This is a genomic window from Paraburkholderia sp. BR13444 (genome assembly GCF_040948755.1).
Lineage (GTDB): Bacteria > Pseudomonadota > Gammaproteobacteria > Burkholderiales > Burkholderiaceae > Paraburkholderia > Paraburkholderia youngii.
The window spans coordinates 145,508-162,937 of record NZ_JBFPKM010000013.1 but is presented as its reverse complement, the minus strand read 5'-3'; the positions used below and the strand labels follow the sequence as shown (position 1 = coordinate 162,937).

Genomic DNA, 17,430 nt, shown 5'->3' with positions numbered 1-17,430 from the left:
CTGTCTTTGTTGTGCAGTTGCATGTGAAGCTCCGTAATTGAAGCAGGCTGTTCCGTTGAAAAGGGCGATGATTAGTGTCCCTAGTCGAAGTATGTTAGAGACGAAAAAACCTGTCTATCGCGGTAAAAACCCATATCTAATCATGTAGAAAGAAGCTAACCATGCGCGCGCACACTTGGGCGAACATGCACAAACAAACTTCATCGAACATCTGATCGCCGGTCACCGTCGCATAGCCGCGATCTCTCGCCTGCGCTACCAGCGGAGTAACGCGGCCGGTGATAACGTCGGCGATAAAGATGGACTGCTGCGCACCAGCGAGGTCGATCGGTGCTGGATCGTTCTCACGCAGGCCGATTGACGACGCGTTAACTAGGAGATCGAACGTTCCGACACCGTCGCTTTCGCTCCACGCGATCGCGCGTGCCCGGCTGCGCTCATTCAATGCATCCGTGAGTCGCTCGCGTCGATCATGATCCGGATCGAAAATTGCAACTGCGCCGATTCCGGCGCTCACTAGCGCATGCGAAATTGCAGTGCCCGCTCCGCCTGCACCGAGCAAAAGCGCACGTTTCCCATCGGCCGTGAAACCCGCCCCGGCCAGCGCCCGCACCATCCCGATGCCGTCAAACATGTCGCCGCGCCACCGCCCTTTGGCCCCGCGTCGAAGCACATTGGCGGCGCCTACTGACTGCGCTTCTGAACCAAGTGAGTCGCAGAATTCGAGAACGGAAAATTTATGGGGCACCGTTGCGATGATGCCATCAACGTTATCGAGAGGTCCGATCCCTGCAAGAAAGGCTTTCAGGTCTGCAGGCCGTACATGGGCTGGCACAACGATCGCGTTTTTGCCCGCTTCACGTAGTTGCGCCGTTACCGAAGCAGGTGAGCGCACCTGAGCAATCGGATCGCCAATAATGAAATAGACGCGAGTGGCGCCGTTGGTCACGTCAGACCGACACGTTGTCAAGGCGGAAGGCTCGATTTTGGACATAGTTGGTAGGAGGTATAACGGGGTACCCGAGCGTCAGATCAGAGCACCCGCCGAAGGACGTCGGGTTACGGTACGGTCTGTTCTGCGTCGGCCGACTGGATATTCAAGGGCATCGCTGCCGTCAGATTCCGGTTAAGGAATTGCATGAAGCGGCCTCTGAACTGCATGGCGTGTTCGTGCGCCGCTTCTTCGGCTCGATCGGCGTCACGGGCCTCGATCGCGTCAACGATGTCAGCGTGGCCGCCCGCCATTTTTTCCACGCTCAGTTCCGTGCCCAACGCTTCATATTCGAAATGAAGGTGCAGCATCCGCCTGCCTTCGTCGAGCAGACGACGGTAGAGATCTGCGAAATAGACATTGCGCCCAGCTTTGGCGATGGCCATATGGAACTCGTAGTTCTTGTCGATCATTCCAAGGCTGTCGTAGGACTTGATGCTGTTCGCGATCGCCTTTTCGTAGGCCTTCTGCTTTTCTCGAATTTCGAGGAGGTCGGCGCTGGTGCGATGGAGCGCTGCGAGTCGGGTAGTCACCCGCTGAAGCAGATCAAGTGCATCAAGAAACTCTGGCACCCGTCGATAGTCCATCGGCGTAACGATCGTGCTGCGGTTCGGCAGGATCTGGACCAGGCCGTCGCCCGAGAGGCGGACCAGCGCCTCACGAATGGGCGAGCGGGACATATTGAACCGCTCAGCCAGTCCTATTTCGTCAAGTGCAGTGCCAGGCGAGAGCCGCATTCTCAGGATTTCGTCGCGCAGAATCCCGTAGATGCGGACCGCGCCTGTTTCCTTGACCGCTTGCGTTTCAGGTGGGGCTTTGGGCATGGTTCGTCTCGAATCAGTTCTAACGGTACAGGCTGACTTCCCGCTTTCCCGGTCTGGCCGCACAGATGCGGATGTATTGCTGCCGTGCCACCGAAATCCGCAGCACGTTTGGCTCACTAGAAGGGACGTCGCGAGGGTGCAGCGTTACCGCTGTTACCTACGAGGAAGTCAAAATCGAGTCCTTTGTCGGCTTGCAGAACGTGCTCCGTGAAGAGTCGTTCGTAGCCGCGCGCACCGGATGCCGCCGACGTCCGGAAGTCGGCGCGCCGTCGCTCCAGTTCTTCGGGCGAGACCTCCAATTGTAAAGCACCTTTTTCAACGTCGAGGCAAATCATGTCGCCATTTCGCACGAGCGCAAGCGGCCCACCCACGGACGATTCTGGGGACACGTGCAGCACGACGGTACCGTACGCAGTACCACTCATCCGGCCGTCCGAAATCCGGACCATGTCAGTGACTCCTGCAGCAAGCAGCTTCGCGGGAAGACGGATATTGCCAAGTTCGGGCATGCCAGGATAGCCTCTCGGGCCGATCCCCTTCAGTACCAGCACGCTGTCGGCGTCCACATCGAGTTCAGGGTCATCGATTCGCGCGTCGAGATCCTCGACGCTATCGAACACGACGGCCCGACCCGTATGCTTGAGCAGCCGTGGGCTTGCAGCCGACGGCTTGATAATCGCGCCGTTCGGCGCAAGGTTGCCACGGAGGATACGCAAGGCATTTTGTGGCTTGACTGGCTCGTCGATCCGCGAGATTACGGCCCTATCCGTCGATTGAATTCCTTCAAGATTTTCGCCGACTGTCGTTCCAGAGACGGTCATGGCATCGAGATGCAGTTTGCTGCGCAACTCGCCCATGAGCGCTCTCACGCCACCGGCACCGTAAAACTCCTCGGCGAGAAACTTTCCATTCGGTAGAACGTTCGCCATCAGGTGAATTTCCGAGCAGTTATTTTCAAAGTCGTCTAGCGTCAACTCGATGCCCACACGACCGGCAAGCGCGATCAGGTGGATGATTGCGTTCGTGCTTCCCCCGAGTGCAGCATTCACGCGGATCGCGTTCTCGAGCGCGCGACGGTCAACGACCTTCGAAAAGGTCAAGTCCTCGCGGACCATCTCAACGATCCGACGCCCCGCGAGTTGTGAGGAACTGTACCGTCGCCCATCAACAGCGGGGATAGCGGCTGTGCCCGTCAGACTTAGGCCAAGCGCTTCTGCGATCGACCCCATCGTCGACGCCGTACCCATCGTATTGCAGTGGCCGTTGCTACGCGACATGCCGTATTCGGCGTCCAGGAACGCAGCCTTGGACATCCTGCCACCGCGATAGTCTGCGTGCATCCGGAAAATGTCAGTCCCGGAGCCCACAGTGCGATCGCCGACGCGACCATTAATCATCGCACCACCGTTCACGAGAATCGTTGGCAGATCGACGCTGGCAGCACCCATCATGTATGCGGGAGCAGTGTTGTCGCAGCCGGAAAGCAGGACGACACCATCGAGCGGATTGGCACGCAGCGTCGCTTCGAGCTCCATGCTCATCAGGTTGCGGAAAAGCATGCCACTCGGTCTCATCAGCATGTCGCCGATGGACATCGTCGGGAACACCAGTGGGTAACCCCCGGCTTCGAGCACACCTTTGGCAACCGCCTCGGCGATCCCTGTCAGGTGTGCGTTGCACGGCACAAGATCCGATGCGGAATTTGCAATGCCGATCACCGGGCGCCCCTCGAACATGTCCGGGAGTGCGCCTCGGGCCTTCAGGTGTGTCCTGTGCTCGAAGCCCGTGTTATCGATACGCCTGAACCAGGCTTCGCTGCGCAGCGGGCGCGCTGCATTGTTCATACTGCCCCCATACTATTGGCAATAGCTGGGGTCGCACCTGCGACCCTGGCGTTGGATAAAAACGGCGCCTCACGCAATCCTCAGGTTTGGATCCGGTGCAGGATTCTGACTTCGACACGGTTGACCACGCGGGTCAGCACGAAACCGATCACGAAGTAGATCAACGCGGAAGTCGTGAGCACTTCAACGGGTCGGGACGTCGTATTCGAGATGTTCTGTGCCGTGAACATCAGTTCCACCATCCCGACGGCAGAAGCTAGCGCGCTTTCCTTGAACAGGCTGACCGTGTTGGACAGCAGGTTCGGAATCGAACGAATTACAGCCTGAGGCGCGATAACGAAGACAGAGCGGACGAATGAGGAAAGCCCTAGCGCATTACAGGCATCCATCTGGTCGCGGCCAACGCCTTTGAGAGCCGATCGAAACGTCTCGCTTGTCACGGCACCCATATATAGCGTCAAGGCGATGACCGAGGAAACGAACGTTCCGAGTTCAACATGCAGGATTACCGGCAGGCAGAAGAAGACCCAGAACAAGGTGACAAGCACCGGGAGGCCACGCAGGATTTCGACATAGAGGGCCGTCACTGAGCGCAGCGCCCGGAAGCGGCACGTGCGACCCATCGCGATCGCGAAACCGAGGAGCATGCCGAGGATGCTGCATACGACGCTCAGTTCGACAGTGACCAGGAGCCCCTTGGCCAACGCATCCTTGAATTGCCAGAGCACGGCAAAATTAAGGTTACCCATTTTCTAGCCCTCACACTCTCAGAAGTCGTTCGCTGCGATGCTCGAGATACGCTGCAAACCTGCCAAACGGGATGGCAACAGCGAGATAGAACAGCGCAAGCACGGTAAATGTCTCAATCGGCCGGTAGGTTTGCGTCGAAAGCTGCTTGCCTTGATACATAAGATCGGCAACACCGACAAGCGAGACCAGCGAGCTTTGCTGGAAGATTCCGATCGCCTGCGTGATCAGTACGGGCACAGCATGACGGAATGCCTGCGGCAGCACTACAAACAGGATGCGGGCCTTCGAATTCAGGCCGAGCGCGGTGCATGCGTCGTTCTGCGCCTTCGGAATAGCCTGGATTGACGCGCGGAATGCTTCTGCGTTAAACGCCGTCAGGTTCATGCCGAGGATCACGACCCCCATGAACACGGGCGTCCAGAACACATCGAAGATCATCGGGATGCAAAAGAAGAACCAGACGACCTGGACCAAGGCCGGCGTGCAGCGGAAAAAGTCAATGTACGCGCGAGCGGGTACCTGGATCATGCGAACGCGACTGTTGGCTGCGAGCGCCAGCGCGAAGCCGCACGTCAGGCCGATCGCGATGGCCCACAATGTCAGTTGCAACGTGATCTTCAAACCCTCAAGCAGGAAGTCCCACGAGTGCAGCACGAAGTAAAAATCGGTGTTTTCCATGTTCGCACCCGTGTCAGAGCGTCGATGATCGCAGCGGCGTGGCCTCAGCGTCAGCGTGAAGGACGTTGTGGATGAAGTCGCGAGCCCGTTGGGTCTGGGGGTTATTGAAGAACTCTTCAGGCGGCGCATCTTCGACGATCTTGCCGCCTGCGCAGAAGACAACACGGCTGGCGATCTTCTTGGCGAACCACATATCGTGAGTCACGATCATCATGGGCATGCCCGTTTCCGCGAGTTCGATAATCATTGAACTCACCTCGCTAACCAACTCAGGGTCGAGCGCGGACGTTACTTCGTCAAACAGCATCAGCTTCGGATCAAGCATCAGTGCACGTGCGATCGCAACGCGTTGTTTCTGGCCGCCTGACAGTTCAGCGGGAAAGGCCTTTGCCTTGTGATCCAGACCAAACCTGCGCAACAACTCCATCGCCCGTTGTTCTGTCTGGGTCTTGTTCGCATGGCGTGACCGCAACGGGGCAAGCATCAGGTTGCCAAGCACAGTGATGTGCGGAAACAGGGTATAGCTCTGGAACACCATTCCCACCTGTTTCTGGATCGACTTATCGATCGTCGTCTTCCGTGCCGTACGTGTAACGTATGGCTTGCCATCGATCGCAATCGTGCCTTCGTCGATATCCTCGAGTCCCATCATGCAACGCAGCAACGTGCTCTTGCCGCCGCCGCTCGGTCCAACCACGAGCAGACGGTCGTTGCGGGTCATATTCAGGTCGAGGCCGTCAAGGACTTTTACGCTTCCGTTCGCGTAAGACTTTTTCAGGCCACGCATGGCGACGAAAGGCTGACTTTCGGTGCTGGTATCCACTGCACATCCGACTCGCTGGTTGAGGGTGGTTGAGGGCGTGCTCATCAACATATATCCGTCCGTTGGTTTGGATCGCTAACAGTCGCGACAGGCTATCGCTGCAGTAATGCTGGCAGTTTCCCGCGCAGCGGCCAAAGGCTCTCGTCGTCGGGGGCGGCGACGACGTGGCGTGACCGGAAGTATGATGAGCGTGTACCGCTGTTTGGTCCGCCGGACCGGTCCGCGAATGCGTACGGACAGCCTTGGGGTGCAACTCTCCTCACTACATTCTTCGGCATGAGATTTTTCGACATCCTTGTGTACCTATTGTCGACGTTATGCCGACAATGTCAATATGCCAAAAAAGATTGATGCACTGCGGCAGGCTCCTTAGCTTTGTGTGGCGGGCCTTTGCAGGGACCCTAGGCGAACATCAGATCGGGTTTGCAGACCTCACAAGTCGCGCGATCTGAAAGTACAGACCGTTGAATTTCGACCGTTTTGAGACTCACCGAGGCTGGATTTATCCTGGCAATAATGAGCGTCAGGCTGATTGAGCGATTCAATCGGCCTACTGGCGGGACAGGCGGTAATCCGGCGGCTTTAAATAAGTATGGCCGGACCGAACCATGCGCCGGATCACAATTTCGCGTGCGCAACTGAAGCCGCTGCGGACGCAGCGGGATGTAGCACGCGAGTAGCAATGATGCTAATGGGGCCTAGCGGCGATCCGTGTCCCTCACGGAGCCGTAGCGAGGAACTGTGCGACGCGGTCGCACCAGACGGGACGGCCAATAGCCTTTGGGGAGGTGTGGCTTACCTTCCCGCGCGGGGCCCACGCGAGGTTCAGAACGCTGTAGAAGCGCGCGCGTGGAAATGCACTGCAATGGCTTTCCAGTGCCGTTGTAAGCGGCACAAGGTTAGTGAGAAGGAGCCACCGGATTTCGCAAGGTCATCCGGAGGCTCTACGGTCGGATGGATCAGAATCCGCTAGGTTTGTCCCAGAGATTCAACAATTGTCCGATGCTCTTTTGCGTGGCGTTCTTGTACATCTCGAAGCCCCAACTGATATCAAAGACGGCCATACCACAGGCGATGAAAATCACCCTTTCCTTCGCGTTCTCACGACCAGGCTTGTCGCCGTTCACGACGTCACCCAGACCGGTTGAGTCGGCCAGAGATGGCAGCTTCCCGGCGTCGATCAGACGGTAGAAAGGACCACCGATCACGCCGCTGTAATATGCTTCCTTGTTGCCCGATGCGATGGCATCTTCGACATATGCTTCCTGCAGCGGCGTGTGATCGAAGACGATCTTGCAGTTCGTCAGGAAAGATTCGTCGGTGTTGAACGGACCGGACACCAGAAGGGTGGCACCTTCCTTGATCCATTCATCCTTGAAATAGAGCGGTTTCAGACGCGATGCCGCGACGGTGATGACATCCGCATCGCGGAAACCCTGTTCGGCCTCGTCGACGCCGATCGCGCTGACACCGTATTTCTCCTCCACCCAACTGGCAAACTCGTTGGCCTTGTCAAGAAAGACGTCGAAGCAGACGACCTTCTTCACCGCGCCAAGCTGGGTCATGATCGCCGAAAAGCAGGCCTTGTTGATCGGGCCGCAGCCAATGACGGACACCGTCTGGGCATCCTTGTTCGCCAGATGCTTGGCGGCGACGCCCGGTACAGCGCCAGTGCGCGCGGCGCTCAGAAGGTTAGCCGACATGAGCGCCAGGGGCGCGCCGGTGTCCTTGTCGTTGAGCATCATGGTCAGAATCGAGCGCGGCAGTCCTTTCTCGGCATTCGCGTGGTTCGAGCCGTACCATTTGTTGCCGCAGACATCGAAACGTCCGCCAAGATATCCCGGCATGGCCGCAAAGCGACGGTCGGGTCCTGCAACGGGCATATTGGGAAACTTCGTCTCCTTCGGGAAGACGATGTTCATGCCGTGGTTGTTGTGATTGGGACCGCCCATCAGGTAGTCACCTTTGCCTAGCAGGCTGAAGGTTTCCTCGCAGACGGAAACACAACGCGCAGCGTCCAGGACACCGGCTTCAATCATGTCCGGCTCAGAAAGATAGAGGAAGTCAATTTTCGGGTACATGTGGCTAACCTTTTTTGAGAAAGGGTGGATAACATACCGGTCGACCGGCCTAGCGTTGCCGCGTCAGAATCTGAGGAGCGGTGCAATGTCGTATAGACGGCAACCGGGACTGCGGGCGTTCGCCCGCATCAGGAAGTTGAGCTTTTCGATGCGCTCTCCTGAACGCGGTGCACCGTTTTTTTGAAACGGAACCTCAAGGCCGACCGAGAAATCCATCACAACGTCATCGACTACACCGCCAGAGCGGCCCGACGGCACCGCGATCATTCCGTGTGCCGTCGCAAACCGGTAGGCGTCCATGGCTTCGGTGATTGTGCCGACCTGGTTGGGCTTCAGGATGAAACCATCAACTGCGTGCGTTTCGTATGCTTTCCGGAGTAGTTCCCGGTTGGTCACCGTGAGGTCATCACCCAGCACGATGGTGCGGGTCAGCCGTTTTACCGCCTTGATATAGCCCGGCCAGTCGTTCTCATCGAGCAGATCCTCGATGAAGACCATGTTGAACTTCTCGGTCAGGAACTTAGCGTAGTCGATCAGTTCGTCGGACGAGACGCGTTTGCCCTTCAGAAGGTATGTGCCAGACTCCTTGTCGTACATCTCGCTTGACGCACAATCGAGCGCGAAGGCGATCTGGCTCGTATAGCCACACTCGTCGACCGTTTTTTGCATTAGTGCCAGGATCACTTCCGGATCGTCGGAGGGCGCAGCATAGCCATAGGAACTGGCCACCTGTGGCTTATGTCCCAGATAGGCAGCCAGGACATCGGCGAGTTTCTGGAATACGTCCACCGCCATTTCAATGGAGGTATCGATGCTATTGGTCAGGTAGGGTACGATCAGGAATTCATTGAATGCCTGTGTGAGTCCCTCATATCGACCCCCATTGATGACGTTGAAGCAGGGAACCGGGACCGTAAAGATGTCGCGACCCGCAATGTGCTTGTATAGGGGGATCGAGAGCGAGTCCGCGGCTGCACGGAAAGCGGCGATGGAGACCGAGTAGATCGTGTTCCCTCCGAGGCGTCTCTTGTCCGGCGTACCATCAAGCGCGATCATTTTTTCGTCGATGGCTCGCTGGTCGAACACATTCGTGCCGACCAGCGCGGGCCCGATGATGTTCACTGCGTGTTCGACTGCCTTGTGAACACTGAGTCCCTGATAGGTCGACGGATCGCCGTCGCGCAGGACAAACGACTCATGCATACCCACCGACGTGCCGGTCGGCGCAGCCCCGAGGCCAACCGCTCCGGACTCGGTGCGGATCTCGACTTCGACGGCAGGCCGGCACTTGCAGTCGATAATCTGCTGTGCCCGCACTGATACGATCCTGTCCTCCATGTTATTGCCCCCCCTGAATTTCCGGAACATAAAGAATGTTAAGGTCGCACAGATTCGTTCCTGTGTTCCCTGTAAATGCAGTAGACCTAATTGCCTCAAGCGCTTCAAAGCAGCTATGTTCACGCAGAGCCCGATACAGGCTGATGTCTTGATCCGCAGCGGCCTGGAAGCTGGTCGAATCCGTGATGCCCCCAGCAACCTTGGCGGTTCCGTCTGTGCCTTCGCTATCGATAGATAGGAGGCAAGCGCCTTTGGTCTTTGCCGCCGTGATCGCAAAACTCACAGCCATCTCCTGACCCGGGCCACCATGCCCTTTGATCACGCTGCTGTCCTCAATGAGCGTCGTCACCTCACCGGAACTGAGAAGCACACACGGCGCCTTGATCGGGTTTCCGTATGTCTGAATTTCGCGGGCAATCGATGCAAAGAAAGTGCCTGCATCGCGACTTTCACCCTCAAGAAAGGAGGAGACGATCATGGCGGGAATGCCCATCTCGTCACAAATCTGCTTCGCGTATATGCAGGAGTCCGGCAACGTGTTGAGCAGGAAGTAGGTGTTGTCGGGAAACGCTTTCGGCGTTTCCGCTTCGGGGCCCGCGTTCATCATATAGTCAACGACGCTCCTAGGCAGACGATCGGTGACATTGCGATTGATGATCGTCGCACGAGCGTCGTCCAGCGTTGTCATGTCCGGACCGATCGGCGTGCTCTTGTACGCCGCATAGGGCACAGAGATGTCGCCCGTGGCAGGTGAACCCACCGCGTCACTGATCCCGAATCCGATGAGTTCGGCGCCCACGGACTGAATGCGCTTTGCCAGCATCCCGCCGTTCAGGGCAGAAATATGGCGACGTACAGCGTTGATTTCGTAAATGCCGGCGCCGGACTTCAGCAACACGTCGGTGGTATCGATTTCGTCCTGCAGGCTAATGCCTTCGATCGGGCACGACATCAGAGCAGAGCTGCCGCCGCTGATCACCGCAATGAACAGATCTTCCGGACCTGCCTGATCCACGATCTCAATGATCTTCCTCGAAGCCCGGTGCCCTTCTTCGTTAGGCAGCGGATGACCGCCAACAAACACTTCAGTCCTGTTGAATCGATCCGTATCCTCGTGAATCTTGACGATAGCGATGCCCCTCGTCAGGCGGTCACCCAGAACATGATCGACCGCCATCGCCATATGATTGCAGGCCTTCCCGGCGCCGATCAGGTAGATGTTCCGCTTGCGCGAAAGATCCCAGGAGCGGGTCCCGATGTGCAACAAGCTACCTTCCAGGCGCATGATGCTCCTGATCCGCTGATAGCTGTCCAGCCTCTGAAGTGTCCGGTCGGCAATCTCAAGCACGAACTGCCGTGAGGCTATGTCACCCTGCGAGAGGATTTCATCTGAATTTCGGATTTTCTTCATACTCGGGCACTCGATGTGATGCTATGAAAAAAGCTTTGGATAGCGGGTTTGAGTCCTGGCCGTTCATCTCGGTGCCAGGCTGGCTAGAGTCAAAACGCAGCGGCTCCAGCCGACAGTCACCACCGGTCAGCAAGTTCAAAGATGGCGTCGACCTCGACGGCGACGTTGCGGGGCAGGGAAGTGCATCCGACTGCCGCACGGGTGTGGCGCCCGCTATCGCCGAGAACCGAAACGATCAGATCAGAAGCGCCATTAATGACCTTCGGGTGGTCCTTGAAGTCCGGAGACGCGTTCACGAAGCCACCTAACCTGACGCAACCGACGACCTTGTCAAAATCGCCGTCGACGGCCTGATTCACCTGCGCGAGGATGTTGATCCCGCACAACCGCGCTGCAGCCTGTCCGTCCTCAAGCGATACATCGGCTCCAACCTTACCGACGTACTGGTCAACGCCGTCCAACACCGGAACCTGACCGGATATGTAGAGCAGATTGCCGACGCGCTTTGCTGGAACGAAGTTGGCCCGCGGCGTCACGGGCGAAGGAAGTTCGATGCCAAGTTCGCGCAGGCGCTGTTCGAGACTTGCTCCCATCAGGCACCTCCACGCGAACCGATCGGCTGCACATGTGGCCCACAGCGTTCGATCGCGACACGGGTCGTTTCCTCCGGCGGACGCTCCCACCAGTCGAGTTCGGAGAAGATTTCGAGCTCGAACGGACCGGTGTAGCCGATGTCGTCGAGCCACCCTTTGATGCGTGTGATGTCGATTACCCCGTCGCCGACCATGCCGCGGTCGCGCAGATTGCGTGTCGGGACCAGCCAGTCGCAGTAGTGAAAAGTGAGGATCCGCTTGGGACCCGCACGTCTTACTTCCGCCTCGAACTGCGGATCCCACCAGCAGTGGTAGACGTCGGGCACCAGGCCGGCTGCGTCGTCACCGAGTTGATCACAGAGGTCGTTCGCAACCGTGATCGAGTTGAGCACGCTCCGATCGCCGGCATACATCGGGTGGAGCGGTTCAAGCCCCAGCTTGACGCCCACTTCCCTGGCATGGGGCGCAAGTTCGAAGAGCGCGTCACGAACCCTCGCGCGCTGGGCGTTGATGTCCTTGCTGTCGGCAGGCATACCGCCAACAACCATCATGAGGCAGCCGGCGCCAATCTCGGCAGCCGCGTCGAGCAGGCGACGGTTGGTATCAATGGCACCATTCATGTCGCTGTTGACCGAGACGTTGAACCATTCGCTGGTGCACAGCGACGGAACCCACATATCGAGTTCGCGCAGATGTTTGCGTGTTCGTGTGACGCCGTAGTCCTCGAGGAAATTGCGCCAGACGGCGATACCGTTGACTCCGTGGCGCTTATAACCCTCAATGGCTTGGGGCAGTGACCACTTGGGCGTCGTGATCTGGTTGATCGCAAAGCGCGAAAGATCGAAGCTCATGTCTTCCCCTATTAGTTCAGCGCGCCGCGCAGCTTCGCGGACGCGTCGCGATCGAGCTTTTCGCCCTTGAACGCAACCTTGTGGAAGCGCTCGGCATAGTCCCGAGTGATCTTCCCGTTCGCGATATCGCCTTCGATAAGATCGAGTGAACGCTTCAGGGGATCGCCGTACCCACCGCCACCAGCCTGTTCGTGACGGATGGTCGCACCGCGATGCAAGGTCATCGTGAACTTGCTCGGCAGCGGCTCCGTTTCGCCATCCTTGCGAAGGTAGTTCGACGAGGGTGCACCCGACAGTCCGCCAAAAAGACCATACGGCGCGTGATCGGCGCGGTCAGAACGGATCTGTGCGACCACTTCTTCGGCAAGGATTGTGTATTCCCGCACGAGGCCCAGCCCGCCGCGGTATTCGCCGGCGCCGCCGGAGTTCTCCGCAAAGCCGTATGCTTCCATGACGATCGGGTAGCGAGCTTCCAGCGTTTCGATCGGCATGTTGGACATGTTCTGGGACGGATTCGTCACGCCCTCGATACCGTCCTTGTTAAAGCGCCCACCCCATGCGCCGTTGATCATGTCGACCAGGATGAATGGCTCGCTGGCATCCTTGTCGTAGCCGCTGAGCGCGATCACGGTGTTGCCACCTTCACCAGCGGCCATGACCTTGGTTGGGGCAATCTGCGCCAGTGCGCCGAATACGGTATCGACCACGCGGTAGCCAGTCAGCGCACGCGCTGCCACGGGTGCAGGCAAACGGGGATTCAGAATCGAACCTTCCGGTGCTGTGATATCGATGCAGCGATATACGCCTGCATTATTGGGAACGTCAGCTTCGAGCGCGCAACGGATCGCCAGATAGGTTGCTGATTTGACGAACGAAAGGGTCGAGTTAATCGCGCCGCGCACCTGCGCCGAGGAACCAGCAAAGTCGACCGACACACTCGCTCCCTTTACCGTGATCGCGCACTTGATGGGAATCGCGTCTTTCGTGAAGCCGTCGTTGTCGATGTAGTCCCTGAACTCATAGACGCCATCCGGCCAGGCGGTGATGGCCTGACGGGTCAGTCGCTCGCCGTAGTCCAGCAATTCGTCAAAATACTCGCGAAGTTCCTTCTCGCCGTACCGCTGGATCATCTTTACGAGCTCGCGCTCGCCGATGTTGCAGGTGGCCAACTGCGCGTCCAGGTCACCGAGTACGAGGTCGGGCAGCCGGACGTTCTTCTTGATGATGTTGATGAGGGTCTCGTTTGCCTCCCCACGCGTGTACAGCTTGGTCGGGGGGATTCGCAACCCTTCCTGGAAAATTTCGGTCGAGTCAGCAGCGTTGGAACCCGGAACACGGCCACCCACGTCGCAATGATGCGCGATGACCACAGAAAAGCCCTGCAACCTCTCTTCGAAGAAGATGGGCTTGAACATGAAAATGTCCGGCAGATGCATGCCGCCTTCGTACGGGTCATTGAAAATGATCACGTCGCCCGGCTGGACATTTTTCGCGAACTTCTTGATGACTACATCGACCGCGTCGGGGACTGCGCCGAGATGCAGCGCGACAGTCTTGGCCTGCGCGAGAATTCGACCAGCCGCATCACACATTGTCACGGAATAGTCCAAGACGTCGCGGATGATGGGTGAGCGCGCTGTGCGCATGACGGCGAATGCCATGTCGTCGACGATCGTGTCCAGCGCGTTCTTGACGACAGCAAAAGTAATGGGATCGACTTTACGTTGTGCCATGTTCTACTCCGTTTGGGTTCAGTCCAGCGATGCGATGACACTGCCGACCTTGTCAGTGCTGACGCGCCAGCCAGGTGGAATGACGATCGTGGTATCTGAGCTTTCGAGAATGACGGGGCCGACGATTTCCTTGTCCAGAAGCGCGCGCGGTACGACCGGCGTATCGACCCATCCAGATTCGCGATTGAAATAGACCCGGCGACTGCTGCGTTGCTGCTGCGTCTCTTTGTTTGCTGCGCTTCGGATGTCGCGGAAATCGAGCGTTTTCGTAGCGATGCCGCGTGCGAGCAGTCGCACATTCGCACACTCGATCGCATCGTTCGACGCGTACCCGTACATCGCCGTGTAGGCGTCGCGGAAGCCGCTGCGGAGCTGCTCGCGGCCCGCTTCGTCAAACTTTTCGGGGATCTCCACGGGGATTTCATAGTCCTGGCCGCGGAAGCGCATGTCGAGCTCGAACACGTACTGGATCCGGTCAGCGGAGTAGCCTTCGCCCGCCAGCGCTTTTGCTGCTTCTTCACGCATGGACGACACGTGCTGGGCGAGCGCGTCGACGTCGAAAGTGTCGAGGAGATCTAGGAACGGGCGAACGAAGTAGCGTTCGACTGCACCAGCGAGCATGCCCATCGCGGTAAACACACCCGGTGCGGCCGGGAACACCACGCGCTTCATTTCCAGCGTACGGGCCAGATCGCAGGCGTGCACTGGACCTGATCCGCCAAAAGCCATCAGCGTAAAGTCGCGCGGATCGACGCCGCGCTCAACCGTGACAGCCTTGATCGTGCGCGCCATGTTCACGTTTACAACTTCCCGGATACCGACCGCGGCTTCTTCGGTCGAAATGCCGAGCGGCTTCGCGAGGATCTGATCAATCGCGCCGCGCGCGGCCGTGAGGTCCAGTTCCATCGTTCCACCTGCGAGCTTTTGCGGCAGAAATCCAAGAACCGCATTAGCGTCGGTCACGGTGGGACGCTCACCGCCGATGCCATAGCAGACCGGTCCAGGAAAAGCGCCTGCCGAAATCGGGCCAACGTTGAGCAGGCCGCCAGCATCGATCCACGCGATTGAACCAGCGCCGCTGCCAACTTCCGCGACGTCGATCGTCGGGACACGCATCATGTAGCCGCCGGCCTTGATGAAACGGCTCGGCGTCGAAATACCTGCGCGGAATTCGTATTCGTTTGTGCGGGCCAACTGACCATCGTGAATCAGTGAGGCGGACGCGGTGGTACCACCCATGTCGAAAACGACGAGGTCAGTATCGTTGCGCGCTTCGCCGAGACGTCCTGCACCCACGACGCCAGCTGAACGTCCCGATGAGATGAAGAACACCGGGGCGTCCTGCGCGACGCGAGCGCTGGAAAGGCCGCCATTCGAGTTGCTCACCAGCAGAGGGGCGTTCACGCCGATCCGCTTCAGGCCGCTTTCAAGGCGCTGCAGGTAGGTACGCAGTGCGGGTAGAACGTAGGCATTGACGACCGTGGTCGATGTGCGCTCGTATTCGCGAAGTTCCGGCAATACCTGAATGGAAGCGGTGACACTGATCTCGGGGAACTTCTCCTGGAACGCGACGAGAGCGGCAGCTTCGTTCTCCGAGTTCTTGTACGAGTTGAGGAAGCAGATAGCAACGGACTCGACCCCTTCGCTTCGAAAGAACTCACCTGCGTTAAGCACTTCGTGGATCGGCGTCGGGCGATGAACCTCGCCGGAAGCCAGCGTGCGCTCGTCGACTTCGAGCCGATAGCGACGCTCGACGAGAGGAACGGGCTTGTCCCACGTCAGGTCGAACATGGTCGGTGTACGAACCCGGCCGATCTCCAGGACGTCGCGAAATCCCCTGGTAGTAATGAGGCCGCACTTCGCGCCGACCTTCTGAAGCATCGTGTTGGAGCCGACCGTTGTGCCGTGAAGGACTTCCGTGACATCGTCGGTCTTCAGGCCTGCCTGCTTCAAGATGCGTTCGACACCTGTGAGAACAGCTTCTTCGGGGGCAGCAGGGGTGGACGAGACCTTTGTAAAGGTGACCAGTCCCTTGTCGTCCAGAAGAACAAGGTCGGTGAAGGTGCCGCCGATGTCTACGCCAATACGAGCGCTTGCCATAATTCCATCCGTTCCAGAGTTTGCACGAAGGTAATGCCTTTAGAGGTGACTGGTGCCGACCTTCGCATTGCCAAAGTGATGTGCACCAGCAGGTAATTCGTTATCGCGTTTCGGCGCTGGCTTCGAACGCGTCGGCAGCCGCCCCGATTGGGGGGCGTGCCCAATGCTCAAGTGTTTGCACGGTAGTGATGCCTCGGATACCCAATGCAGACGGTCGCAGTGCCACATACAGAAGTGTTGAATCACCGCGTGGACCGCTTACTTCGGGGCTGAGACCTTTTGCATGTACGACTTGCCGAGCGCCGAGACTTCACCGACGGCGAGCTTGTCCTCAATGAAGATGTCGAGCGTCTGAAGATCTGCTTCCGTTGCGTTGCGGCGCAGCGCATAGGCGATTCCCTGCTTCGCGATGGCCGGTTGCGGATGCAGGGTTTCCCAGCGCTTACTGTCCGTCGCGGCAAAGGGCGAATTCAGATCAGCGTCGTCAAAGTAGATGTCGGCGCGACGGGAGGAGAGTGCCAGGCGGGTGGCGTCAACGTCGGGCAGGCGAAGCATGGTTGCCTTCTTGACCTTTGCCGTTAGTAACTGGTCTGCAGCCGTCCCGCTGACCACGGCGATTGTGGTGCCAGCCTTGTCAACATCATCCAGGGACTTCGGAGCCTTCTGGAATTTCGGGTTGGCACGGTCATACAACCCGTCAATTTCGTAGTCCCAGGCAGATCGGCTGTAGGCAACGGCCAGAGAGCGCTTCGGCGTACGGTTCAGTGCCATTGCCACATCCCAGCGACCGGACTGCAGGCCCGCGACGATGTTGTCCCAGCTCGTATCCACCATCTCGACCTTTACACCCAGGACTTTCTCACCGAACTCACGGCAGAGGTCCACAAAGACTCCGCTGTACTGGCCGCTCTGCGTGTCGCGGATGACGTACGGTGGAGCGATCGCGGCGCCGCAGCGCAGTACCCCCCGTTTCTGAACATCCTGCCAGTAACTGGGAGCGCCGGACTGGGCCTGCGCAGTTGAATGACCACCAACCAGGAATGCAGCGGTGAGTGCGGTAAGCATCCACTTAGACGCGTTCACGGTAGACCTCCATACGTTGTCAGGCTTGCGTACCTATTGTCGACTATATGTCGACAATGTCAACGTACCAAAATCCTAGAAAGTTCGACGGGCTGGCTGAGAGGTCCGACCATATTGGTTTTCGGCGCAATGTAGTGGTAAACCTTGGGGCGGATTTCCCCTGTTTTTCCTCGTTGTTCCTTGACTTGTACAGGGCTAAATGTAACTATTGTCGACATAGAATCGACTTTAATTCGGCAGAACACGGATGCTAGGCCGGTTTGCGCGGCGCCGGACAGACGATCCGTTTCGCGGAAATCGGGAAAGCAGCCACCAACTGAGGTTTAGGAC

14 protein-coding genes are annotated in these 17,430 nt (G+C 58.2%); all 14 read right to left on the bottom strand.

Features of this window, described 5'->3' with window-relative positions:
• Positions 1-136 precede the first annotated feature (136 nt).
• The 14 genes from AB3X95_RS29770 to AB3X95_RS29705 all read right to left on the bottom strand — a co-directional run bounded on the left by AB3X95_RS29770 (position 137) and on the right by AB3X95_RS29705 (position 17,100).
• Positions 137-994, bottom strand: a complete 858-nt coding sequence (locus AB3X95_RS29770; RefSeq protein ID WP_368623241.1) for a shikimate dehydrogenase — start codon at positions 992-994, stop codon at positions 137-139.
• Positions 995-1,059: 65 nt separating this feature from the next.
• Positions 1,060-1,815 (bottom strand): GntR family transcriptional regulator, encoded by a 756-nt coding sequence (locus AB3X95_RS29765; RefSeq protein ID WP_368593218.1) that lies wholly within the window; start codon positions 1,813-1,815, stop codon positions 1,060-1,062.
• A 116-nt stretch (positions 1,816-1,931) separates the two neighbouring features.
• Positions 1,932-3,659 carry a dihydroxy-acid dehydratase gene (locus AB3X95_RS29760; protein WP_368593219.1) on the bottom strand — a complete coding sequence of 576 codons (1,728 nt, stop codon included), beginning with the start codon at positions 3,657-3,659 and terminating at the stop codon, positions 1,932-1,934.
• 80 nt (positions 3,660-3,739) lie between these two features.
• Positions 3,740-4,408 (bottom strand): amino acid ABC transporter permease, encoded by a 669-nt coding sequence (locus AB3X95_RS29755; RefSeq protein WP_368593220.1) that lies wholly within the window; start codon positions 4,406-4,408, stop codon positions 3,740-3,742.
• A 10-nt stretch (positions 4,409-4,418) separates the two neighbouring features.
• Positions 4,419-5,087, bottom strand: a complete 669-nt coding sequence (locus tag AB3X95_RS29750; protein ID WP_368593221.1) for an amino acid ABC transporter permease — start codon at positions 5,085-5,087, stop codon at positions 4,419-4,421.
• A 13-nt stretch (positions 5,088-5,100) separates the two neighbouring features.
• Complete coding sequence (locus AB3X95_RS29745) at positions 5,101-5,910, bottom strand: amino acid ABC transporter ATP-binding protein (protein WP_368593222.1); 810 nt, start codon at positions 5,908-5,910, stop codon at positions 5,101-5,103.
• 959 nt (positions 5,911-6,869) lie between these two features.
• On the bottom strand, positions 6,870-7,991 hold the full coding sequence (locus AB3X95_RS29740; protein ID WP_368593223.1) for a tyramine oxidase subunit B: 1,122 nt from the start codon (positions 7,989-7,991) through the stop codon (positions 6,870-6,872).
• A 63-nt stretch (positions 7,992-8,054) separates the two neighbouring features.
• Positions 8,055-9,329: an enolase C-terminal domain-like protein gene (locus AB3X95_RS29735; protein WP_368623240.1), complete on the bottom strand. Its 1,275-nt coding sequence runs from the start codon at positions 9,327-9,329 to the stop codon at positions 8,055-8,057.
• A 1-nt stretch (position 9,330) separates the two neighbouring features.
• Positions 9,331-10,740 (bottom strand): glycerate kinase, encoded by a 1,410-nt coding sequence (locus tag AB3X95_RS29730; RefSeq protein WP_368593225.1) that lies wholly within the window; start codon positions 10,738-10,740, stop codon positions 9,331-9,333.
• 116 nt (positions 10,741-10,856) lie between these two features.
• Positions 10,857-11,333, bottom strand: coding sequence for a RidA family protein (locus AB3X95_RS29725; RefSeq protein ID WP_368593226.1), 477 nt, complete (start codon positions 11,331-11,333; stop codon positions 10,857-10,859).
• Positions 11,333-12,184 carry a sugar phosphate isomerase/epimerase family protein gene (locus tag AB3X95_RS29720; RefSeq protein WP_368593227.1) on the bottom strand — a complete coding sequence of 284 codons (852 nt, stop codon included), beginning with the start codon at positions 12,182-12,184 and terminating at the stop codon, positions 11,333-11,335. Before AB3X95_RS29720 ends, AB3X95_RS29725 begins: the two co-directional genes overlap by 1 nt.
• 11 nt (positions 12,185-12,195) lie before the next feature.
• A complete protein-coding gene (locus AB3X95_RS29715; RefSeq protein WP_368593228.1) occupies positions 12,196-13,917 on the bottom strand; it encodes a hydantoinase B/oxoprolinase family protein in 1,722 nt (573 codons plus the stop codon).
• Between the two features lie 18 nt (positions 13,918-13,935).
• Positions 13,936-16,017, bottom strand: a complete 2,082-nt coding sequence (locus AB3X95_RS29710; protein WP_368593229.1) for a hydantoinase/oxoprolinase family protein — start codon at positions 16,015-16,017, stop codon at positions 13,936-13,938.
• A 258-nt stretch (positions 16,018-16,275) separates the two neighbouring features.
• Entirely contained in the window at positions 16,276-17,100 is an 825-nt protein-coding gene (locus AB3X95_RS29705; protein ID WP_368593230.1) for a transporter substrate-binding domain-containing protein, read from the bottom strand.
• Between the last annotated feature and the right edge of the window lie 330 nt (positions 17,101-17,430).